Annotated in this window: 19 protein-coding genes, 2 tRNA genes and 1 pseudogene; 13 read left to right on the forward strand and 9 right to left on the reverse strand. The window is 70.0% G+C overall.

Features of this window, described 5'->3' with window-relative positions; genetic code table 11:
- The first annotated feature begins 39 nt into the window (after positions 1-39).
- The 4 genes from OG966_RS14760 (at position 40) to OG966_RS14775 (ending at position 2,756) form a co-directional block, all read left to right on the forward strand.
- Positions 40-1,377, forward strand: coding sequence for an AAA domain-containing protein (locus OG966_RS14760; protein WP_326650076.1), 1,338 nt, complete (start codon positions 40-42; stop codon positions 1,375-1,377).
- 157 nt (positions 1,378-1,534) lie between these two features.
- Positions 1,535-1,873: a hypothetical protein gene (locus OG966_RS14765; RefSeq protein ID WP_326650077.1), complete on the forward strand. Its 339-nt coding sequence runs from the start codon at positions 1,535-1,537 to the stop codon at positions 1,871-1,873.
- A 162-nt stretch (positions 1,874-2,035) separates the two neighbouring features.
- On the forward strand, positions 2,036-2,692 hold the full coding sequence (locus OG966_RS14770) for a bifunctional DNA primase/polymerase (protein WP_326650078.1): 657 nt from the start codon (positions 2,036-2,038) through the stop codon (positions 2,690-2,692).
- Positions 2,683-2,756, forward strand: a tRNA-Lys gene (locus tag OG966_RS14775). The genes OG966_RS14770 and OG966_RS14775 overlap by 10 nt, the downstream gene beginning before the upstream one ends.
- Before the next feature lie 120 nt (positions 2,757-2,876).
- On the opposite strand, the gene OG966_RS14780 is transcribed toward OG966_RS14775, so the two are convergent.
- Positions 2,877-4,139: a M6 family metalloprotease domain-containing protein gene (locus OG966_RS14780; RefSeq protein WP_406733874.1), complete on the reverse strand. Its 1,263-nt coding sequence runs from the start codon at positions 4,137-4,139 to the stop codon at positions 2,877-2,879.
- A gap of 398 nt (positions 4,140-4,537) precedes the next feature.
- On the opposite strand from OG966_RS14780, the gene OG966_RS14785 reads away from it, so the two are divergent.
- Positions 4,538-6,352, forward strand: coding sequence for a putative bifunctional diguanylate cyclase/phosphodiesterase (locus OG966_RS14785; protein ID WP_326650079.1), 1,815 nt, complete (start codon positions 4,538-4,540; stop codon positions 6,350-6,352).
- 134 nt (positions 6,353-6,486) lie between these two features.
- On the opposite strand, the gene OG966_RS14790 is transcribed toward OG966_RS14785, so the two are convergent.
- The 4 genes from OG966_RS14790 to OG966_RS14805 form a co-directional block, all read right to left on the reverse strand.
- Complete coding sequence (locus tag OG966_RS14790; RefSeq protein ID WP_326650081.1) at positions 6,487-8,208, reverse strand: glycosyl hydrolase family 18 protein; 1,722 nt, start codon at positions 8,206-8,208, stop codon at positions 6,487-6,489.
- A 220-nt stretch (positions 8,209-8,428) separates the two neighbouring features.
- A complete protein-coding gene (locus OG966_RS14795) occupies positions 8,429-9,547 on the reverse strand; it encodes an LLM class flavin-dependent oxidoreductase (protein WP_406731943.1) in 1,119 nt (372 codons plus the stop codon).
- A 99-nt stretch (positions 9,548-9,646) separates the two neighbouring features.
- Positions 9,647-10,372 carry a maleate cis-trans isomerase family protein gene (locus OG966_RS14800; RefSeq protein WP_326650084.1) on the reverse strand — a complete coding sequence of 242 codons (726 nt, stop codon included), beginning with the start codon at positions 10,370-10,372 and terminating at the stop codon, positions 9,647-9,649.
- The gene (locus OG966_RS14805) at positions 10,369-11,205 is read right to left on the reverse strand and encodes a maleate cis-trans isomerase family protein (protein WP_326650085.1); all 837 of its coding nucleotides are present in this window, start codon (positions 11,203-11,205) and stop codon (positions 10,369-10,371) included. Before OG966_RS14805 ends, OG966_RS14800 begins: the two co-directional genes overlap by 4 nt.
- A gap of 96 nt (positions 11,206-11,301) precedes the next feature.
- On the opposite strand from OG966_RS14805, the gene OG966_RS14810 reads away from it, so the two are divergent.
- Together OG966_RS14810 and OG966_RS14815 are read left to right on the forward strand one after the other, a co-directional pair.
- Entirely contained in the window at positions 11,302-12,264 is a 963-nt protein-coding gene (locus OG966_RS14810; RefSeq protein WP_326650087.1) for a D-2-hydroxyacid dehydrogenase, read from the forward strand.
- The gene (locus tag OG966_RS14815) at positions 12,248-13,663 is read left to right on the forward strand and encodes an amidase (protein WP_326655210.1); all 1,416 of its coding nucleotides are present in this window, start codon (positions 12,248-12,250) and stop codon (positions 13,661-13,663) included. Before OG966_RS14810 ends, OG966_RS14815 begins: the two co-directional genes overlap by 17 nt.
- Here OG966_RS14815 and OG966_RS14820 read toward each other — a convergent pair.
- Positions 13,641-14,144 (reverse strand): DUF3830 family protein, encoded by a 504-nt coding sequence (locus OG966_RS14820; protein ID WP_326650088.1) that lies wholly within the window; start codon positions 14,142-14,144, stop codon positions 13,641-13,643. The genes OG966_RS14815 and OG966_RS14820 overlap by 23 nt on opposite strands.
- A 42-nt stretch (positions 14,145-14,186) precedes the next feature.
- Between OG966_RS14820 and ehuB the strand changes: the two genes are divergently transcribed.
- From ehuB to OG966_RS14850, 6 genes are all read left to right on the forward strand, one after another.
- On the forward strand, positions 14,187-15,068 hold the full coding sequence (ehuB, locus tag OG966_RS14825) for an ectoine/hydroxyectoine ABC transporter substrate-binding protein EhuB (protein ID WP_326650089.1): 882 nt from the start codon (positions 14,187-14,189) through the stop codon (positions 15,066-15,068).
- Positions 15,065-15,793: an ectoine/hydroxyectoine ABC transporter permease subunit EhuC gene (gene ehuC / locus OG966_RS14830; protein ID WP_326650090.1), complete on the forward strand. Its 729-nt coding sequence runs from the start codon at positions 15,065-15,067 to the stop codon at positions 15,791-15,793. Before ehuB ends, ehuC begins: the two co-directional genes overlap by 4 nt.
- Positions 15,790-16,440, forward strand: a complete 651-nt coding sequence (gene ehuD / locus OG966_RS14835; protein ID WP_326650091.1) for an ectoine/hydroxyectoine ABC transporter permease subunit EhuD — start codon at positions 15,790-15,792, stop codon at positions 16,438-16,440. The genes ehuC and ehuD overlap by 4 nt, the downstream gene beginning before the upstream one ends.
- A complete protein-coding gene (locus tag OG966_RS14840; RefSeq protein WP_442806702.1) occupies positions 16,430-17,224 on the forward strand; it encodes an amino acid ABC transporter ATP-binding protein in 795 nt (264 codons plus the stop codon). Before ehuD ends, OG966_RS14840 begins: the two co-directional genes overlap by 11 nt.
- Before the next feature lie 167 nt (positions 17,225-17,391).
- On the forward strand, positions 17,392-18,150 hold the full coding sequence (locus tag OG966_RS14845; RefSeq protein ID WP_326650092.1) for an IclR family transcriptional regulator: 759 nt from the start codon (positions 17,392-17,394) through the stop codon (positions 18,148-18,150).
- Between the two features lie 84 nt (positions 18,151-18,234).
- Positions 18,235-18,308, forward strand: a tRNA-Lys gene (locus OG966_RS14850).
- A gap of 370 nt (positions 18,309-18,678) precedes the next feature.
- Here OG966_RS14850 and OG966_RS14855 read toward each other — a convergent pair.
- The 3 genes and pseudogenes from OG966_RS14855 to OG966_RS14865 all read right to left on the reverse strand — a co-directional run.
- Positions 18,679-19,403, reverse strand: a pseudogene (locus OG966_RS14855) (AMP-binding protein); the annotation flags it as partial.
- A gap of 26 nt (positions 19,404-19,429) precedes the next feature.
- Positions 19,430-20,041 carry a lytic polysaccharide monooxygenase auxiliary activity family 9 protein gene (locus OG966_RS14860; protein ID WP_326650093.1) on the reverse strand — a complete coding sequence of 204 codons (612 nt, stop codon included), beginning with the start codon at positions 20,039-20,041 and terminating at the stop codon, positions 19,430-19,432.
- Between the two features lie 127 nt (positions 20,042-20,168).
- Positions 20,169-21,326: an SPFH domain-containing protein gene (locus OG966_RS14865; protein WP_326650094.1), complete on the reverse strand. Its 1,158-nt coding sequence runs from the start codon at positions 21,324-21,326 to the stop codon at positions 20,169-20,171.
- Positions 21,327-21,425 lie beyond the last annotated feature (99 nt).

Here is a 21,425-nt window from a genome sequence, read left to right on the forward strand (position 1 = left end):
CGCTGTTGACCCCTCCGCCGCTGCGGGCGGAGGTGCGCTGTGAGCGGGCGCGTCTTCGATCCGTCTGCCGAGGCCGCCCGGGCCACCGACGCGATCCTCTCCGACACGCTGCACGGAACACACCGCGGCGTCGTCGTGGACTCGCCTCCCGGCGCGGGCAAGTCGACGCTCGTCGTGCACACCGCGCGGGAACTGGCGGCTGCCGGGCGACCGTTGATGGTCATCGCGCAGACCAACGCGCAGGTCGACGACCTGGTGGTCCGGCTCGCCGGGAAGGAGCCCGACCTGCCGGTCGGGCGGCTCCACAGCAACGACGCCGACCCGTACGACAAGGCCCTCGACGAGCTCGACAACGTACGCAAGTCCGCGAAGGCCGGTGACCTGGCAGGCCTGGACATCGTCATCTCGACCGCCGCGAAGTGGGCGCATGTGCAGGGCGTGGAGCCCTGGCGGCACGCCATCGTCGACGAGGCGTACCAGATGCGTTCCGATGCGCTGCTCGCCGTCGCCGGGCTCTTCGAACGGGCGCTGTTCGTGGGTGACCCGGGCCAGCTGGACCCGTTCTCGATCGTGGGCGCGGACCAGTGGGCCGGGCTGTCGTACGACCCGTCCGCGAGCGCGGTCTCGACCCTGCTCGCGCACAACCCGGAGCTCCCGCAGCACCGGCTGCCGGTCTCCTGGCGGCTCCCGTCGTCCGCCGCACCGCTGGTCTCGGACGCGTTCTACCCGTACACACCCTTCCGCAGCGGTACGGGCCCGGACGACCGGCGGCTGGCCTTCGGTGTGCCGTCGGACGGCTCGGGGCCGGACCGGGTGCTGGACGAGGCGGCGGAGTCCGGATGGGGTCTGCTGGAGCTGCCCGCGCGCAGCACGCCCCGTACGGACCCCGAGGCGGTACGGGCCGTGGCCCTGGTGGTCCGCCGGCTGCTGGACCGCGGTGGCGCGGCGACCAGCGAGCGGTCGGCGGACCCGGTCCCGGTGACCGCGGAGCGGATCGCGGTCGGCACGGCCCACCGCGACCAGGCCGCGGCGGTACGGGCGGCCCTGGCCGAGGTGGGCGTCGCCGATGTCACCGTGGACACCGCCAACCGCCTCCAGGGCCGGGAGTTCGACGTCACGGTGGTCCTCCACCCGCTGTCGGGCCGCCCGGACGCGACGGCGTTCCATCTGGAGACGGGCCGGCTGTGCGTACTGGCCTCCCGCCACCGGCACGCGTGCATCGTGGTGTGCCGCGCGGGCATCACGGACCTGCTGGACGAGCACCCCTCGACGGAGCCTGTCCAGCTGGGCGTCACGGTCAAATTCCCGGATGGATGGGAGGCGAACCACGCGGTGCTGGCCCACCTGGCGGAACACCGTGTGAGCTGGCGACCGTGAGTACCGGGAAACGCGGCGTGCGGCGGCAACCGCAGGCCCCCTTGCGGGGACCGGGACAATGGACGGTGGCCCCGGGCACCGGGCGGAGTCCGGCCACGCGCGCGAGTCGAGGAAAGGCGGCCGGATCAGGGCCGCACCGTACGAGGAGGAGAACCACATGGCGGATCCCGAGCGGAGCGAGCGGAAGCTGCGACCGGCCCCGCTGCTCTTCGAGCCGTCGGAGGCTGCCGCCGATCCCGAGCACTTCTTCGACCTGGAGTCCATCGAGGACCCGCGGGAGCTGCTGGCCCGCTCCACGGAACTGACCCTGGCGTTCCGCGCGGCGACCGACCGGGCGGCGGAGTACCAGGCGCTTGCGGCGGCCCAGCTCGCCGACCCGCGGCGCTTCGACCGGCTCACCCCCGCGGACATCGCCCAGCGGGCGGAGTGGACGGAGGACTACGCCAAGAAGATGATCGAGTTCGGCCGCGACCTGCTCCGCAACACCACCCCGTAGTGGCCGGAAGCAGCCGAACGGGCACCGGCACGCAGGGGCACGCACCGGCCAACATCTCGCCTGGCATATGCAGGGGGGCAAGGTACCCCTCCCCGCCCCGCCCTGTCCCCATTTCCGCAAACTCTCAGAGACAGAACCGTCACTCACGGTAGATCTTGTTTTATGAGCGCATGGCTGCGAGACGAACTCCTGCGAGACCCCGGCGCCGCTGACGACGAGCGCCGTACGGACATCCTCGCCCTCCTGCAGGAGGAGGGCAGCCATCGCGCGGCACAGGTAACCACCCCCGGCGCCCGCTGGCTCACCTCCGCCGGGGCGTATCCGCGCTCGATACTCTCCCTTTGGGAGACCCGGCCGACCGCCCCCGCCGTGCTCCCCTGCGGCGCCGTCTTCGATGTCGTGAACGTGCCCACGATCTTCGGCCGGCGGATGCTCGACCGACTCTGGGAGGAGGGGCCGGGATCCGGCCCCGTCGCCATGCACCGCGGCCGGATGATGATCTTCGCCGCGCCCGGCACCGCCCAGCGTCTGCCGTCCCTGCTCGACTGGGAGGAGTGGGGCTGTTCCGTACCGCCGATGATCTACCACGGCATCGGCGACGCGGTGACCGTCCCGCCGCTGGCGCAGAGCCAGGACGCCACCGGGCCGCGCTGGCTGGTGGCCCCGGACGCCCGCCATCCGTGGCTTCCGGGGCCCGAGGTACTGCTCTGGTCGTGCGTCCGGGCGGTCCGTGCGGCCTCGTCCTCGAGCGTGCGTATATCGATTTTTCCTCCCGCCGATCAGGATGCTAAGGTCTACGACGTCAGCAGGCGCCGCTAGCTCAGTTGGTTAGAGCAGCTGACTCTTAATCAGCGGGTCCGGGGTTCGAGTCCCTGGCGGCGCACAGACGGAAGAAGCCCCTCGCGAGAGCGAGGGGCTTCTTCGCTTTCCCGCGCCGAAGCGACCCGAAGGGCCACCCGCACCAAGGCGACGACCCGCATCGCGGCAGCCCGCACCCGCGCCGCTACGCCGTCGTGATCCTGATCGTCCACGCGCCCGACCGCGTCCGATCCACCACCTGCACCCTTGTGCGCTCACCCGGCGTCCCCGGCATCGTGAACGTCTCGCCGACCCCCAGCGGCGCGTCCGCGAGCGGTGGATAGACCGACCGGTCCCAGCACGCCTCGGTGTCCGGATGCGTGTCCACCACCTCGATCGGACCGCCGCCCGACGCCGTCTCGGCCTGTACGCGGTACAGCAGCACTCCCTCCGCGCAGGTCTCCCGGTCGTTGCCCATCGAGCTGCGCGCCTCGATCGCGAGCGCGGTGTCCTCCCCGGTCCTGACGACGGCGAGCCGCGTGCCGAGGCTCCCGCCGGGCGCGGCCTCCACCGTCTCCAGCGTGATCAGCTCGGACTTCTGCACACACCGCACGGACCGCTGGTCCAGCCAGCCCAGCTTCCACTTGTGCCAGGCGAAGAGATCCGGCGCGAGCCCGAACTGGCTGCCCATCACATCCCAGTCCCCGACGTACGTGTCCCAGTCCCCCTTGCCGTCCGTCGGCCGGTGGTAGAGATCCGGCAGGTCGAAGGCGTGCCCGGTCTCGTGGGCCAGCACATTGTGGTCCGGCGGATGGCTCTCGAAGACGGTGACCACCCGTTTGATGTCCGTGCCGTCGGCATGCAGCGGCTGCTCCAGGTTGACGACCTTCGTCGCGTCGGCGTCCACACCGGGCGCGTCCGGGTCGGCGACGAGATAGACGACGTCGTAGCGGGAGAAGTCGACCGTCGAGTCCGCCGCGGCGACCGCGTCGCGCAGATAAGCGCTGCGCCGCGCCGAGTCCCAGTCCCGCTTTATCCCGTACCCGGTCGAGGACTTCGGCATCGGCACCCACTGGTGCTGCGGATGCGGGCGCAGCGCGAACTGCCCGTACGAGGCACGCGCGAAGAACTGGCTGGTGGCCGGGAAGTGGTCCCTCGCGAGGTCGTCCGGTGAGTTCAGCGGCACCGAGTCCGGGAACGACAGGAAGATCATGACCGCGTCCAGGTTCCCGACAGGTCGCGGGTAGGCAGAGTCCCAGGAGTCGACGCCGAGCGAGTGGTGAGCGGCAGTGCGGGGCAGCGCACAGGGCCCTCCGGGCGACTCGGCCACGGCCGGGCCGGCCACCAGGCCGGTGGCGGCGAGCGCCATGAGGGAGGTGAGGGCGGCCGCGGCGCTGCGCAGGCGTCCCCATTCCACTCCCGGGGCCACTCCCACGGGTGTTCCCTCGGGTGACTGCTGACCCTCCACGTGGACCTCCGGCTGAGGAATGCGGGACACCTCACCCACCCTGTGTTGATTTCAGCTGGTACGCCCTGCCGGCTGCCCCACTCGGGTGACCGACCCGACACCGGGCCGACACCGACCCGAGACCCGCCGACACTCCGATGGCTCACGGAACGTCACAATCGGTCAGGACGGAATCGGCCGCCGCGCAGACCTGTGCAGAAACGATCGTCCGTAGCCCTGGGGCGGCCTGATCCACTACGCCGCAGCTGGAACAGCCGCCGGGTGGCCTCTATGATCGGCACACTTTCCCGGCGTCTTCCCCGAGTTCATACCGGCTTCATCGCCGATCGCGTGGGGCGGCCATCCCGACCACATCTGTACGACCCTGTACGAAAACAACTGCACTGCGGGAGCGAGCGGTGAGCGGAACCTCCGAAGGAACAGGGCCGGCCGGAGTCGCAGTCCCCGGAAGCAACCGGCCGTTACTCACAGAGCGTCACAGCGCCGGCCGGGCGGCCGCCGAACTGCGTGACTACCGCGCCGCGTTCAACGCCGCGCACCTCGCGATGGCCGTCGTCGACCACGAGGGCCTGACGGTCAGCGCGAACGAGGCCTTCGCCGCGCTGCTCGGCACCGAGCCCGTCACCCTGCTGGACCAGTCCGCGGCCGATCTCGTCGACCTGGCATCGGACGGCCGTACCTGGCAGGCGTACCGCGAAGTGCTGCGCGGCCGCCGCTCCAGGTTCCGCTGCACGCGCCGCCTCAAGCACCCGGACGGGCGCACGCTCTGGGCCGAAGTCACCGTCGCGCCGGTGCCGGAAAGCAGCAATGTGCTGCTCTCCATCACGGACGTCAGCGACCGGCGCGAGCTGCTCGCGCGGCTGCGGCAGGTCCAGATGCACGACCCGGTGACGCGGCTGCCCAACCGCACGCTCTTCTTCGAGCGGCTCTCGGCGGCGCTGGAGTCATCGGCCTACGACCAGGGCTCCACCGGGCGGATCGGGCTCTGCTACCTGGACCTGGACGGCTTCAAGGCGGTCAACGACACGCTCGGGCACAGGGTCGGCGACCGGCTGCTGGCCGCCGTCGCCACCCGGCTCACCGAGTGCGCGGACAGCGACGGCCACACGCGCAGCGGCAGCCATCTGGTGGCCCGCCTCGGGGGCGACGAGTTCGCGATCCTGGTCGAGGACTCCACCGGTACGGAGCAGCTCGCCGACCTCGCCAGATCCGTACTGGTCGCGCTCCAGCAGCCGTTCGACCTCGCGGGACAGCGGCTCTCGGTGTCGGCGTCGATCGGGGTCGTGGAACGGGCAGCGGCCGGGACGACCGCGACGGGTCTGATGCAGGCCGCGGACACCACACTGTACTGGGCGAAGGCGGACGGCAGGGCTCGCTGGACCCTCTTCGACCCCGAGCGCAACGCGCACCGGATGACGAGGCAGGCGCTCTCCTCCACGCTCCGGCCGGCCGTGGAGCGCGGCGAGTTCGCCCTGGAGTACCAGCCGCTGGTGGGGATGGCGGACGGGGTGCCGCGAGGCGTGGAGGCGCTGGTGCGCTGGAACCACCCGCAGTTCGGCACGCTCGCGCCGAATCGGTTCATCGCCATCGCGGAGGAGGACGGCTCGATCGTCCAGCTCGGCCGGTGGGTGCTGCGTACGGCGTGCCGCCAGGCCCGCCAGTGGCAGAAGGACCATCCGGACGCCCTGCCGCTGTTCGTGAGCGTCAATGTCGCCGTGCGGCAGGTCTGGGACTCCGACCTGGTCGCGGACGTGGCGGAGATCCTGGCCGAGACGGGCCTGCCACCGCATCTGCTGCAGCTGGAGCTCACCGAGTCCGCGGTGATGGGTTCGGCCGGCCGCCCGCTCCAGGCGCTGCAGGCACTGAGCGACATGGGTGTGCGGATCGCGATCGACGACTTCGGGACCGGGTACTCGAACCTGGCGTATCTGAGCCGGCTGCCGGTGTCCGTACTGAAGCTCGACGGATCGTTTGTCCGCGGCTTCCAGGACGAGGCGCACCCGAACCCGGCGGACGAGACGATCGTCGAGGCGATGGTGCAACTGGCGCACCGGCTGGGCCTGACGGTCACGGCGGAGTGCGTGGAGACGGCCGGCCAGGCGTCGCGTCTGCGGCGGATCGGGTGCGACACGGGTCAGGGCTGGCTGTACTCACGGGCGGTGGCGCCGGAACGGATCGCGGAGCTGATCGGCTCCGGCGCGCTGTCGGTCTGAGGTCGTCGGCCGGGAGGCGGACCAGGAGACAGACGAGACAGGCCGGAAGGCAGACCGGGAACGCCGAACCGCCCCCGGCCGGAATTGAGTTCCGGCCGGGGGCGGTCGCCTGTGGGGGGACTGGAGAGGTCGGGTCAGCAGGCGCCCAGGTCCTGCCAGACGCCCCATTCACCCGTGGTGCCCGGCTCTTCGCCCTGGGTCCACCACTTGGCCTTCCAGACATGGCCGTTGTGGGAGACCTGCGTCGAGCCGGTGTACGCCGGGGCCGGGGACCAGGCCGGTGCCGTGCAGCCGGCCGGCGGGGCGGACGGCGACGGGGTGGGGTTGCCCGGGGACGGGGTCGGATTGCCCGGGGTCGGCGTCGGGTCCGACGGAGACGGGGTCGGGTCCGGGGCGGCCGAGCCGCCGACCGCGGTGACGATCTGGTTGAGCAGCGTGGTCTGCTCGTCGAGGCCGAGCAACGAGTACATCATCGCGCCCGCCAGGCCACGGTTGTGCGCGTAGTCCGCGCGCGCCTGGATAGCCCGCTTGTCGAGACCGGTGAAGAACTCCCCGTCCTTGTAGAAGTACGCCGCCTTCGCCTCGTCGTCCCAGAACGTCGTCGCCGCGTTGTCGACGATGCCGCCGAGCTCCTTGTAGTGCGCGATGCCCGCCTGCTGGCTGACCGGGCGGGCTCCCGAGGCGCCGGTCGCGGACTGCGCGAGGCCGTTCTTCGCGCCGGCCGGGACGCCCTTCCAGCCGCGGTAGTAGAACTCGTACCCCAGCGTCAGCTTGTTCGCCGGGAAGCCGCCCGCGATGCCGTACGCCGCGTTCCCGTCCAGCCAGGAGTCGATGGCGTTGTCGATCGAGTACTTCTGCGTGCCCGGCGCGATCACGTCGGTCGGGTCGGAGGCCGGCGAGTACAGCGGCGACTGGTGGTACGCCGGCCCGTCCGCGTCCCAGGCGCCGTGCATGTCGTACGTCATGATGTTCGCGTAGTCGAGGTACGCGCCGATCTTGTCCGTCTCGATGTTCTTGATCTTGTCCTGGCCGGCCGGGAGCGCCGCAGTCAGCAGGTACTTCTTGCCGCCGTGCGCCGCTCCGTACTCGTCGAGCTGCTTGCGGAACTCCGCCAGCAGCAGCGTGAAGTTGGCCTTGTCCTCGGCGCCGTAGTGGTTGCCGAGATGGCCGCCCTCCGAGCCCGGGTACTCCCAGTCGATGTCGATGCCGTCGAAGATCCCGGCGGCCGCGCCCTCGCCGCCGTAGCCGCCGTCGACCGGCAGGTCGCCCGCGATGTACTGCTTGACGCAGGAGGCGACCAGGTTCTTGCGGCTCGCGTCCGTCTTCGCCGCGTCGTGGAAGTACTTGGAGTAGGTCCAGCCGCCGATCGAGATATTGATCTTGAGCTTGGGGTGCTTCGCCTTCAGCTCCTTGAACTGGTTGAAGACGCCCACGATCGGCTGGTTCCAGGTGTCGGCGACGCCGTCGACGCTGTCCGCCGCGGCGAAGGACTTCTGGTAGTCGGCGTACGAATCGCCCGCGCCGTCACCTGCGTTGGGGTTGTTGTCGTCGCCCGCCGCCTTGTTCGCCTCGAAGCAGGTCAGGTCGGTGGGGTGGATGTTGCCGAACGAGTAGTTGATGACATCGAGCTTGTCCGCGATGCCCCGGGTGTCCAGGTGCTTGGGGTAGAAGGCGTTGCCGTACACGCTCCACTGGTCGTAGTACGCGATCTTCACCCCGCCGGTGGAGGCGGCGGCGGCCGTGGCGTCGCCACCGGCCGCGGCCCCGGCGGTGCCGAGGCCTGTGAAACCGGCCAGGGCTCCGGCGGCGAGCGCCGCGGTCGTCAGGGCCGCGAGCAAGGGTCTGCGGGAGTGCACGTGCAGCCTCCGGGGGTGCGTGGGACGTAATCCGGAACGGGAGTTGGAGTAGAGATAGCGATCCGGCCACTGCCGCGTCAATGGTCTGAACCAAATGAGGACTAGACCAATTTCTTCGAGAAACCGCTTGTCAGACCCCCGTGCCCGAAATGCGAAACCGCCCGCCACCATCGGTGACGAGCGGTTTTAGGACTCCCTTAAGGGACTGCGGACAAGAGGTTCAGGAATGAACCAGTCCACCCGGCAAATCGTAGGCATCCGCGATCAGTTCGTACGAGCGCAGCCGCGCGTCGCCGCCGTGCGCATTGGCCGTGATCATCAACTCGTCGGCGCCGGTGCGCTTCTGGAGGTCGTCCAGGCCGGTGCGCACCGCGTCCGGAGTGCCGTGGATGACATTCGACAGCCAGCTGTCCACGAACTCCCGCTCGATGGCGCTGAATTCGTACGCCGCCGCCTCCTCGGGCGTGGGGATCAGCCCGGGGCGGCCGGTGCGCAGCCGGACCATCGACAGCGCGCCGGTCAGTACCTGACGGCGCGCCTCCCGCTCGTCGTCCGAGGCGAGCGCGGAGACGCCGATCACCGCGTACGGGGCGTCGAGGATCTGCGAGGGGCGGAAGGAGTCGCGGTAGAGGTCCAGCGCAGGGACGGTGTTCTGCGCCGAGAAGTGGTGCGCGAAGGCGAAGGGCAGTCCGAGGACGCCGGCCAGCCGCGCGCTGAAGCCGGAGGAGCCGAGCAGCCAGATCGGCGGGCGGGCCGAGGGGCCCTGGACCGGCCCGGGGACCGCGTGGATACGGGCGTACGGATGGCCGTCCGGGAAGTCGTCGTCGAGGAACCGGGTCAGCTCGGCGAGTTGCTGCGGGAACTCGTCCGCGCCCTCTCCCCTGGCCTCCGGCAGGGAGGACCCCAGCCGGTCGGCACGCCGGAGCGCGGCGGCGGTCGCACCGTCGGTGCCCGGCGCGCGGCCCAGACCCAGGTCGATCCGGCCCGGCGCGAGGGCCTCGAGCGTGCCGAACTGCTCGGCGATCACGAGCGGCGCGTGGTTGGGGAGCATCACACCGCCGGAACCGAGACGGATGCGCTCGGTGTGGGCGGCGAGGTGGGCGAGGATCACGGCCGGCGAGGACGAGGCGACCCCCGGCATGGAGTGGTGCTCGGCGACCCAGTGGCGGTGGAAGCCGCGGCGCTCGGCGAGCCGCGCGATGTCCACGCTGGTACGCAGGGCGTCGGTCGCGGTACGGCCGCTGCCGACCGTCACCAGGTCCAGTACCGACAGCGGTACGGGGGCGGTTCCGTTCGCCGTGCCTCGAATCTCGTCCACCGGTGGGGCCCTCCTGCGCATGAAGATACGTACAGGGAAGAAGAACAGGAGGGTCTCTCCGCTTATTCCCGCCCCGTCGTCCCCTTCGTCGTCCCCTTCGTCGTTCCTGCCACCTCGCCGTCATTCCCGTTTCGCGAACAGCGTGCCCAGCTTCGGCCCGTACACCCAGGCCCTGCGGTCGGCCAGCCGCAGCCCCTCCCACACCGTCACCTGGTTGGCGGTGAGCACCGGCTTGCCCAGCACCTCCTCCAGGTCTGCGAGGTACGCCGCGGTGTGCAGGGCCGTGTCGGGCAGCAGCACCACCTCCGCGTCCGGATGGTCGCCAGCGCGCGCCAGCTCCAGCACCTCCGCCCGGCCCCAGGTGCCCACCTCGGCCGCCGTGACGATCCCGCTCGCCCTGTCCGCGACCACCTCGGCGCCGGACGCCTTGAGGAAGGCGGTGAAGTGCGCGGTGACGTCCTCCGGATAGGTCGCGGCGACCGCGACGCGCTGCGCGCCCAGCTCCCGTAGCGCATGGGCGAAGGCGAACGACGTACTCGACGCGGGCAGACCCGCGGCCCGGGCGAGGGAGCGGATCTGTTCGTGCGCCCCGTCCCAGCCGTACACAAAACTCCCGCTGGTGCACGCCCACACCACCGACTCCGCCCCTTCGAGCCGGAGCTCCTCCACACCCGCGGCGAGCCGCTCCGCCGATCCCATCTCCAGCAGCGCGTCGACGCGGTGCGCGTCCTCGCCGATGTCGGTGTGGACGACGGGCAGTCTGATGTCGCTGTCGAGCAGCACCTCGAACCGGGGATAGTCGTCCTCGGCGGAGTGCCCGGGGTAGAGAAGTCCGACCGTGGTCATGTCCAGCCTTCCTGTTCTTCGGGCTGAGCCGGCTGGGCCTGCTGGGGCTGCGGTGCCTGGTGAGCCGACGGCATCTGTGGCGGCTCCACCTCAGCGGCCTCCGGCTGCAGCAGCAGCGCCTGGTACGGGCCGACCGCGTGCACCCCGATCCCGCGCAGCGCCGCCCACATCGTCACCTGGTTCGCCGAGAGCACCGGCATCCTCAGTTCGGCCTCCAGTTGCGGGATCGCGTCGTACGTCGGCAGATTCGTGCAGCTGATGAAGAGCGCGTCCGCCGCGCCCACCACCGCTTGCCGCGCCATGTCCACGACCGACCGGTACGGCACCTTCCAGATGTGCCGGGTCAGCCCCAGAAAAGCGCGGCCCGTGACCGTTACCCCGGCTTCCGCCAGATACTCCTCCAAGGCCTGGGTCACCGATTCCGTATAGGGCGTGACCAGGGCGATACGGCCGGCGCCCAGCTCGTCGAGTGCTTCGAGCAGGGCGCCGGAGGTGGTCAGCGAGGGCACTTCCCCCGCCGAGCTCATCGCCTCGCACATGGCCCGCTCCCCGGCCAGGCCGCCGACGAAGCTGCCCGACGTACAGGCGTAGGCGACCACCTCGGGCTCGGAAGCGCCCAGTGCCCGTACCGCATCGCGCAGTGTCTCGTGCTCGCTCACCAGGCGGGCCAGGTCCAACGAGACCTCGACAGGCACATAAGGGGTACGGGTCAGACGCAGCGAGACATTGTCGGGGACCCAGCGCCACAGCTCCCGGTCCAGGGCGAAATCGAACGGGGCGACCACACCGACACCGCGCTGTGGCCGTGGCCCGCCGAGAAAGGAGACATCCATCGCTGGCCCCCTTAGCGTGTTATTGACGACGTTAGGTTCGGGTGCGAGCGTGGGTCAATCCGTACATGTCAGACGTTACGAAACGGCTTCCGCTTGATGTCTGAACCCACCCTCCTTGTCCTGGCGGCCGACCCCCCGCCGCGTCTCGGTCAACTGGCCGGAAGGGTCCGCGTCCAGTACGCCGACGAGCAGACGCTCGCCTCTCGACTCCCCTACGCAGACGTCCTGTTGGTATGGGATTTCACCTCCGACGCGGTACGCCGCGGCTGGCCCGGCGAGGGCCCGCGGCCGCGCTGGGTGCACACCCCGAGCGCGGGCGTGGACCGGCTGCTGTGCCCCGAGCTGATCGCTTCCGACACGGTCGTCACGAACGCCCGCGGAGTCTTCGAGGAACCGATCGCCGAATACGTGGCGGGACTGGTGCTCGCCATGGCCAAGGACCTCCCCGGAACCCTGGAGCTCCAGCGGCAGCGGCGCTGGCGCCACCGCGAGGGCCTGCGGGTCGCGGGCACCAGGGCGACGGTCGTCGGCGCGGGCCCGATCGGCCGGGCCGTGGCCCGCACGCTGGAGGCTCTCGGCGTCACCGTGGCGGTCGTGGGCCGCACCGAGCGGCCCGGAATCCACGGCACGCAGGATCTCGACCGGCTGCTCGCCCGTGCCGACTGGGTCGTCTGCGCCGCGCCGCTCACCGACGCGACACGCGGGATGTTCGACGCGCGGCGCTTCGCACTGATGCAGCCGTCGGCGCACTTCATCAATGTGGGGCGCGGTCCGCTGGTGGTGGAGGACGATCTCGTCACCGCGCTGAACAACCGGTGGATCGCGGGCGCTGCCCTCGATGTGTTCGTGTCCGAGCCGGTCACGCCCGACAGCGCGCTGTGGGACGTCCCCGGGCTGATCGTCTCGCCGCATATGAGCGGCGACACGGTCGGCTGGCGGGACCGTCTGGGTGAACAGTTCGTCGAGTTGTACGAACTGTGGGAGGCCGGAAAGCCGTTCCCGAACGTGGTGGACAAGAAACGTGGGTACGTCCCCATGCATGATGTCTCCGCTGACTGACCTGACCGCACGCCAACTGCTGGCCGGCTACGAGAAGGGCGACTTCTCCCCCGTCGACGCGACCCTCGCCGCGCTGGAACGGATCGAGGTGGTGCAGCCGCTGGTCAATGCCTTTGTCCGGGTCGATGCCGAACAGGCACTGGCCCAGGCGCGGGCATCCACCGAGCGGTGGCACAGAAAGCAGCCGCAGGGGCTGCTCGACGGAGTGCCGGTGACGGTGAAGGACCTCCTGCTGCAGCGCGGGGTCCCGACCCTGCGCGGCTCCAAAACCGTTTCGGCGGAGGGCAAGTGGGACGAGGACGCGCCGTCCGTCGCCCGGCTGCGCGCGCACGGCGCGGTCTTCCTCGGCAGGACGACGACGCCGGAGTTCGGCTGGAAGGGTGTCACCGATTCGCCGCGTCACGGAGTGACGCGCAATCCGTACGATCCGGCGCGGACATCCGGCGGCTCCAGCGGCGGCAGCGCGGTGGCCGTGGCGGTCGGCGCGGGTCCGCTGTCGATCGGCACGGACGGCGGCGGCTCGGTCCGCATCCCCGCGTCCTTCTGCGGGATCTTCGCGCTGAAGCCGACGTACGGACGGGTGCCGCTGTATCCGTCCAGCCCCTTCGGGACGCTCTCCCACGCGGGCCCGATGACACGGGACGCCGCGGACGCCGCGCTGATGCTCGATGTGATCAGCGGCGAGGACTGGCGGGACTGGTCGCATCTGGGCCCGGCGAGCAGCGTCCGCGACGGCCTCTCGGACGGAGTGAAGGGGCTGCGGATCGCCTACTCGCCGTCCTTCGGCGGTCAGGTAGCGGTGCGCCCCGCGGTCGCGTCCGCGGTGCGGCGGGCGGTGGGGGCGCTGGCGGGCCTCGGCGCGTACATCGAGGAGTCCGATCCGGACATCGCCGACCCGGTGGAGGCCTTCCACACCCTGTGGTTCAGCGGTGCGGCCCGGCTGCTGCAGCATTTCGGCGCGGAGCAGCGGGAGTTGCTGGACCCGGGGCTGCGCGAGGTCTCCGGGATCGGGGCGCGGTACAGCGCGCTGGAGTACCTGGCGGCCGTGGACACCCGGATGGAGCTGGGCCGGCGCATGGGGAGGTTCCACACCTCGTACGACCTGCTGGTCACGCCGACCCTGCCGATCACGGCCTTCGAGGCCGGGTTCGAGGTGCCCGTCCACTCGGGGCAGCACCGCTGGACGGGGTGGACGCCGTTCACGTACCCCTTCAACATGACTCAGCAGCCCGCCGCGACCGTGCCGTGCGGCGTGGACGAGGACGGGCTGCCGATCGGTGTCCAGTTGATCGGGCCGCGGCACGCGGACGCGCTGGTACTGCGGGCGGCGCACGCCCTGTACGAGTCGGGCGCGGCCGCGATGCCGGTGCCCGCTCCTACGGCGCCCGGCGGAAGCTGAGCGTCTCGCCCAGCGCACCGGCTCGCCACAGGTCGTGGCAGGCCTCGGCCATCCGGTCGAGGCCGTCGACCACCGAGCCCCAGACGATGCCGGGGACCCAGCCGGTGTCGCCGTTGAGCAGCAGGTTGTTGCGCTCGTAGAAGAGCGCGAGGTCGACGACGGTACGGCGGCCATGGTGGGCGGCCTGCTCCCCGTATCCGTAGGACGCCGTGCCCAACTGCACATCGGAGAAGGTGAAATAGCACAGATCACCCGGAATGGGCGTCACCGTCGGGTTCTCCAGCGGTGGCTCCTGCTCCGCGAACGCCGGCAGCAGGGCATAGATCTCATTACGGGCATACTTCGCGTGGTAGACATCCCCGGCCAGGGGCAGCGCGTCCCACACAGCCGCGCAGGTCAGCGGGGCCTTTTCGGTCAGCAGTTTCGCGGTGCACTGCACACCGCGCTTGTCGAGGGCAACGGTCACGTATCGGTCGGCCATCCCGTACGCATACCCCGCGTGGAGCCGGGTAGCCGCGCGGCCATGGCTCGTACAAGACAAGCAGGATCGATACGCAGACGCACACTGCTGTTCGGCACCGCTGCCGCCGGTGCGCTCGGCGCCGCGGGCGCGGCGGGCTGCGGACGGGTGCCTTCCGGGGACGCCCTGGCCCGGCTGAAGTCCCAGCGCACGGTGCGCCTCGGCATCGCCGGCGAGGTGCCCTACGGCTATGTCGACAAGAACGGCGAGTTCACCGGCGAGGCCCCTGAGCTGGCCCGTGTCATCTTCAAACGGCTGGGCATCGACACCGTCCAGCCCGTCGCCACCGACTTCGCCTCGCTCATCCCGGGTCTCAACTCCCAGCAGTTCGACGTCGTCTCGGCCGGGATGTACATCAACAAGGAGCGCTGCCAGCAGGTCATATTCGCCGACCCCGAGTACCAGATGCTCGACTCGTTCATCGTGCGCAAGGGCAATCCGAAGAAACTGCGGACGTACGAGGACGTGGTGAGGACCAAGGCGAAATTCGCCACCGGCACCGGCTACGCGGAGATCGACTACGCGGTCGCCGCCGGCTACCCGGAGAAGGACGTCGTCATCCTCCAGGACCAGGTGGCGGGGCTGAACGCGGTCGAGTCGGGCCGGGTCGACGTCTTCGCCGGCACCGCGCTCACCATCCGCGAGGTGGTGAAGAAGAGCGCGAAGGCGGAGGCGACCGAGCCGTTCGCGGCCGTGGTCGACGGCAAGAAGAAGATCGACGGCGGCGGGTTCGCCTTCCGGCCCACCGACACGGAGCTGCGCGACGCCTTCAATCTCGAGATCCACAAGATGAAGAAGAGCGGCGAACTCTTCCGCATTCTGCGGCCGTTCGGCTTCACCGAGAACGAGATGACCAAGCTCACTGCCAAGGAGCTGTGCCGATGACAGCCGGACTCTGGCAGAACTGGGTACTCCCGGGCATCTGGATCACCGTCCAACTGCTGGTGTACAGCGCCGTGCTGGCAGCGGCGGTCGCCTTCACGGTCGGCATCGCCCGCACCCACCGCTCGCGCTTCGTCCGCTTCCTCGCGGGCTTCTACACCGAGATCTTCCGCGGCACATCGGCGCTGGTGCTGATGTTCTGGCTGTTCTTCGTGCTGCCGCCACTACTGGGCTGGCAGCTGGTCCCGATGTGGGCCGCGGTGCTCGCGCTCGGACTCTCCTACGGCGCGTACGGCGCGGAGATCGTGCGCGGCGCGCTGAACGCGGTGACTCCCGCGCAGCGCGAGGCGGGTGTCGCACTCAGCTTCACGCCCTGGCAGCGGATGCGGCTGATCCTGCTGCCGCAGGCGGTGCCGGAGATGATGCCGCCGTTCTGCAATCTGCTGGTCGAGCTGCTCAAGGGCACGGCACTGGTGTCGCTGCTCGGCGTGGGTGACGTCTCCTTCGCCGCGTACCTGGTGCGCCTGGCCACGCAGGAGAGCGCGCAGATCTACACCATCAGCCTGGTGATCTACTTCGTGCTCGCGTTCGTCGTGACACGCTCCATGAAGGCGCTGGAGAAGAAGACCAAGCGGAATATCGGCATCGCGGTTCCCGGAAGCGGCCCCGGTGCGTGGTTCGCCAGGCGGGCCGTCACCACTTCCACCTCCGGAGGTGGTTCGAAGTGACCTGGGACTGGTCCGCGGTCGCGGACTTCATGCCACGCTTCTGGGACGGCGTGCTCGTCACGCTGCAGATCCTGGTACTCGGCTCGCTGATCTCCTTCACGCTCGGCCTGGTCTGGGCGATCGGATTCAGGGCGCCGACCCGTTTCCTTCGGTGGCCGGTGAACGTCGTCACGGAGTTCATCCGCACCACCCCGCTGCTGGTACAGCTCTTCTTCCTCTACTTCGTACTGCCGGAGTGGGGCGTGCAGTTCTCGGCGCTCACCACCGGCACGATCGCGATCGGGCTGCACTACTCGACGTACACCGCGCAGGTCTACCGGGCCGGTATCGAAGCCGTGCCGGCCGGTCAGTGGGAGGCGGCGAAGGCGCTGAGCCTGCCCGCCCACCGCACCTGGTTCGCGGTGATCCTGCCGCAGGCGGTCCGGCGCATCACGCCGGCCCTCGGCAACTACGTCATCGCGATGCTGAAGGACACGCCGCTGATCGCCGCGATCGGCGTGCTGGAGATGCTGCAGCAGTCCCGGCTCGAGAGCGCCGCGACCTTCCAGTACACCGAGCCGCTGACCGTGATCGGCATCGCCTTCATCCTCATCGCCTACCCGGCTTCTCTTCTCGTACGAGCCCTGGAGCGCCGCCTTGTCTCCTGACACCACCCCCGATATCGCCACCCCCGCCACCACGACCCCCGAGAAGTCCGGTGAGCTGATCCGCTTCGAGAATGTGACGAAGAGCTTCGGCGACAACACCGTGCTGGACGATCTCTGCTTCTCGGTGAAGCCGGGTAAGCACGTCACGCTGATCGGCCCCTCCGGCTCCGGCAAGACGACGATCCTGCGGCTGCTGATGACTCTGGAGTCGCCCGACCGGGGCACGATCCAGGTGAACGGTCAGCGACTGTTCCCGGCCGCGGAGAAGGAGCGCCGCGAGGCACGCAAGCAGATCGGCATGGTCTTCCAGCAGTTCAATCTGTTCCCGAACATGACCGCCCTGCGGAACATCACCGAGGCCCCGGTACGGGTGCTCGGCATGTCCAAGGACGAGGCGGAGGAGCGCGCCAAGGAGTTGCTGGACCTGGTCGGCCTCGGCGACCGCTGCGACGCGAAGCCGACGCAGTTGTCGGGCGGCCAGCAGCAGCGGGTGGCGATCGCCAGGGCGCTGGCGATGCGGCCACAGGTGCTGCTCCTCGACGAGGTCACGTCGGCGCTCGACCCTGAACTGGTCGCCGGTGTGCTGGACGTGCTGCGGGACATCGCCCGCTCCACCGACATCACGATGCTCTGCGTCACACACGAGATGAACTTCGCCCGGGACATCTCTGACGAGGTGCTGATGTTCGACTCCGGCAAGGTCATCGAGTCCGGATCTCCGGAGAAAATCTTCTCCACGCCGGAGCATGATCGTACCCGCGAGTTTCTCGGTGCGGTGCTCTGACCACTTACTCATACCGGTAAGTGTGACGCTGGCATATGCCAAGCGAGTGCGCCCCAGCGTATGACGCTGGGGCGCACGATACTTCTCGCCAACAGGCGCCCTCTGAACGGCTCTTGGCCGCTATCGTGGTAGGGAAACTTGCGGTCACAACCTGCTAGGGGGAAACCGTGGCGCTGAAGCCCGAGCCGACCGCGCCGTTCCATTCAATACAGTATGTCTTGCGTGTCCTGGAAACGATCTCCAAGCACGGTGGCGGTGTCACCGACGTCCAGGTCGCACGCGAGACAGGTCTGCCGACCGGCCACCTGGCCCCCATGCTGGCGATGCTGCGCCGCGAGGGCTATGTCGAGCAGGTCGCCGACGGCGCCTATGTGATCGGCGACTCACTGATCCTGCTCGGCTCCGGGGTCACCCGCCAGCAGGCGCTCCAGGCGAAGCTGCAGGAGACCCTCACCGAGCTGCGCGACTCGGTCGGCGCGGCGGTCTACATCAGCCGGTACATCGACGGCGAGGTGAAGATCACCCAGTTCGCCGACGGCCCACGCACGCCGAAGGTCAACGAATGGGTGGACTTCCGCTCGGCCGCCCACGCGAGCGCGGTCGGGAAATGCCTGCTGACCCAGCTCGACCAGAACGGCCGCCGCGACCACCTCTCGCGCCACAAGATCGCCCGCCTCACGTCACGGACGATCACCAGCGAGAAGCTGCTCTTCTCCAAACTGGACAGCCAGCCCCCGACGGTCCCGATGCTGGACCTCCAGGAGTACGCGGTGGGCACGGTCTGCGCGGCGGTTCCGCTCACGGCGGGCTCGGCAGTGGGCTGCCTGGCGCTGTCCCTGCCGATCGAACACGCCCACCGGCTGCGCGTAGCGGCGGACACGCTCAACCGCAAGGCGGCGCCGGTGGTGCTGTCGCTGGCGATCTAGGGCGGACGCCGAGGGTGTCCGAACCACCCACCGGGGCCAGGTACTATTAGCTAGTCATCAGCCGCGCGCGGCTGGTGCCAGTAAGCGCCGCTAGCTCAGTTGGTTAGAGCAGCTGACTCTTAATCAGCGGGTCCGGGGTTCGAGTCCCTGGCGGCGCACAGCTGATCCTCTGGGGCTTCTCGGTCATCCGAGAGGCCCCAGAGGCGTTTGCGGGCCGGAGGCAACCGGCACCCGCGGCGGAGGCAATCCGCGCCACACCCTTCAGGGGGCGAGCAGACCCGCCCTGCCGTGATCCCCGTACTGCGCCAGCAGCGCCGTCCTGTCCGCCTTCGTCAGCCGGCGGTAGGCCGCGCTGCCCGGGGGCAGCCACCAGACCGGTTCCTCACAGCCGAAGCCCGCGCGCCGGAGCGCCACTCGGTGGATCTTGTTCGTCGCGGTCACAGGCAGCTGCCGCAGCACTCTCACAAAGCGCGGCGCCATCTTCGTACCCAAGTCCGTCTGCGACGCCAGAAAGTCCCCGAATCCCACCGGATCGAACGAGACGCCGTCCCGCAACGCGAGCGCCGGTGCCCAGTTGGCGATCACCGCGTTGCCGTGGAACAGCGGCATGCAGATGTAGTGGACGTCGTCCTCGCGCACACCGAAGTGACGCACCAGGGACGCGCCCGCCGCCGCCAGCCGCCCCTGGGAGCAGATGGCGGCCTTGGGCGCGCCCGTCGACCCGGAGGTGAAGCAGAGCAGCAGCCGACTGCCGGGCCCGACCGGCCCGAGCCTGGCGTCGCCGGGTTCCGCGGCGGCGTACGGGGCGAGCAGCGCGGCGTACGCGGCGTTGTCGGGATCGGTCACCAGCACCCGTACCCCCGGCAGGGTGAGCCCGTCGAGGAGGGGAAGGTGGGCGCGTTCGGTGACCAGCACCCGGCAGTCGGTGTGCAGGATGTCGCGGGCCAGTTCGGGCCCGCGCCGGGTCGGATTGATGCCCGCCACGGCGGCCCCGGCCAGGGCCGCCGCGCTGAGCCACAGGGGAAACTCCGGGGTGGGGGTCCCCCCCCACGCCCTCAGGGCGTAGGGGGAGTGTCGAGCAGTACCCCGAGGTGCGGCTCGGCTCCGCGCGGCAGGAGATCCACGAGGAGCGCGGCCCGTGCGGCGGCGCCCGCGGCGACCTGGTGGTGGCTGAGTGCGAAGTTCTGGCCGCTCAGCCCCACCCGGTGGTCGCCCCATTGGCGCTGTACGAGTTCCGCGACGGTACTCATCATGGCGCCGCACGATAACTGACTACCTGTCAGAACTGAACATCCGAGCAGGCGTAGAAGGCGTTGCCCGTGTCATGCACGGTCCACACAGCCAGGATCAGATGCCGGCCGGACTTCGACGGCAGCGTCCCGGAGTGACTGAGCGTGGCCGGCGGGCGCTGGCCGTTGTACGGGATCGTCAGGAACGGCTGCGAATCGAGCGAGGCGCGGGTGAGCTTCTGACTCGGGTTCCAGCCGTTCTTGGTGATGTAGTACTTGAAGTCGGTCGTCGCGTGCATGGCGGTGAACTGCCACCGGAAGGTGTAGTTCTGCCCCGAGGAGACCTTGGTGGTGGGCCAGGTGCCGCCGCGCGGGTCGTCCAGCTGCGCGAAGCGGCTGTTGCCACCGGCGCAGATCGCTCCGTCGGCCGGACCCGCCGCCGGGAAGCCCTTGGGGCCTTCGACGCTCTGGGGTTCGTAGATGATCTCGCCACAGTTGGCGACCGTGCGGTTGGCGCACAGCTTCTGGCGGCTGATGGGCGAGTCGGTGTAGCCATGGCTGGTGGCGCTGCCGGTCGCGAGCATGGTGGTGCCCGCCACTACGAGGCCGACTATCGCCGCACTTACCCGCGGCGGAGCCGCGAATCGAGACAGTTTGCGCATGCTTCGCTCCAGGAGAACGTGGGGGAGTTCTGTGGGCCGTGCTGCACGCGTGCGGTGGTACACATTCCGGTTTCCGGTCTAGACCAAGTACCAGAGTATTAACGAAACTTGAACATGTCCAGACCAATCACGAGCCTTCCGGAAGCCCCGAACGCCCCTGGTAGAAGGCGACGGTGAGGGCCTTCACCAGAGCCTTGCGCCCGTAGCCGTCGAGCTCGACGAGCCCGCGTTCGGTGAGCCGGTTCACGGTGTCGTCCACCGCGTCCACCACCGAAGTCAGCACACCCTCCTGGTGCCTGGCGTCGATCGCGGCGATCCGTCGGCGCTGCATCGCGACCGCCACCTCCGGCGCGTACACGATCCCCGTCGGCTGCGCCGAGAAGAGCTGGATCCCGGCCGGCGCGCACTCCGCCGACAGCAAACGCGTCAGCGCGTCGCCGACCGCCTCGGCATCGCGCAGGGTGGGCGCGTCCTCGTGGAAGGCATCGGCCGGCAGCTGCGAGAGCACCCGCGCCATCGCCGCACCGACCTGCTCGCTCAGATAACTCTCGTGGTTCTCGATGCCGAGCACCGCCCGCGCGGTGTCCTTGACCCGCCACACGACCAGCACCACGACGCGCAGCTCCGTGCCGTCCGCGTCGACCGCCGGCATCGGTTCGCTGCGCCAGTGCCGCAGCCGTACGTCGACCCCACGGCGCAGCAGCGTCGGATTCACCCACACCAGTCCCGTACGCCGCACACTCCCCTGGTAGTCGCCGAAGAGCGTCAGCACCCAGGCGTGTCCGACCCGGCCGCATCCGAGCCCGCCGAAGGCGAAGAGCGTCAGCAGTACGCCCAGCGTGAGCAGGCACCACAGCCCGATCCCGATGCCGTGGTACGGATACGAGGGCAGCCCGAGCGGCCTCGTCACCCTGCCCGGCAGCGCTCCGACCCCCCACAGCAACGCGCCGATCCCGGCCAGCGCGCACAGCCCGGCGACCACCGCGGTCCAGCCGGGCAGCACGGGCGCGGCCCGCTCGACCAGGTCCGGGTCGACGGGTGGCGCGGGCCGCGTCTGGACGGCTGCCGGCCGGGGCGCCGCGGGTCTGCGTCCGACCTTCGGCTGTTCACCGGTGCTCTGACGCCGCGGCACGACGGTGGACCACGGGGCGAGCGGCTGGGAGTCGTCTTCGCGGAAGAGGAGGTGCACCGGGATCTCGGTGGTGACCTCCTGGGCGATGACCGGGGTGTGCCGCGGGCTGTCGGACGGCACGGTGCCGTCCGGCTCCGGGGTCGTGGTGTTCATGACTGCCACCTCCACTGGTCGTTCCGTACCGCCGTCGCTCTGCCGGGCAGCGCGGGCGGACCCTCTGCCGCGCGGCCGGGCCGCGTCTGCCGCGCCGGA

Origin of the sequence: Streptomyces sp. NBC_01750 (assembly GCF_035918095.1) — a bacterium.
Classification (GTDB): Bacteria; Actinomycetota; Actinomycetes; order Streptomycetales; family Streptomycetaceae; genus Streptomyces.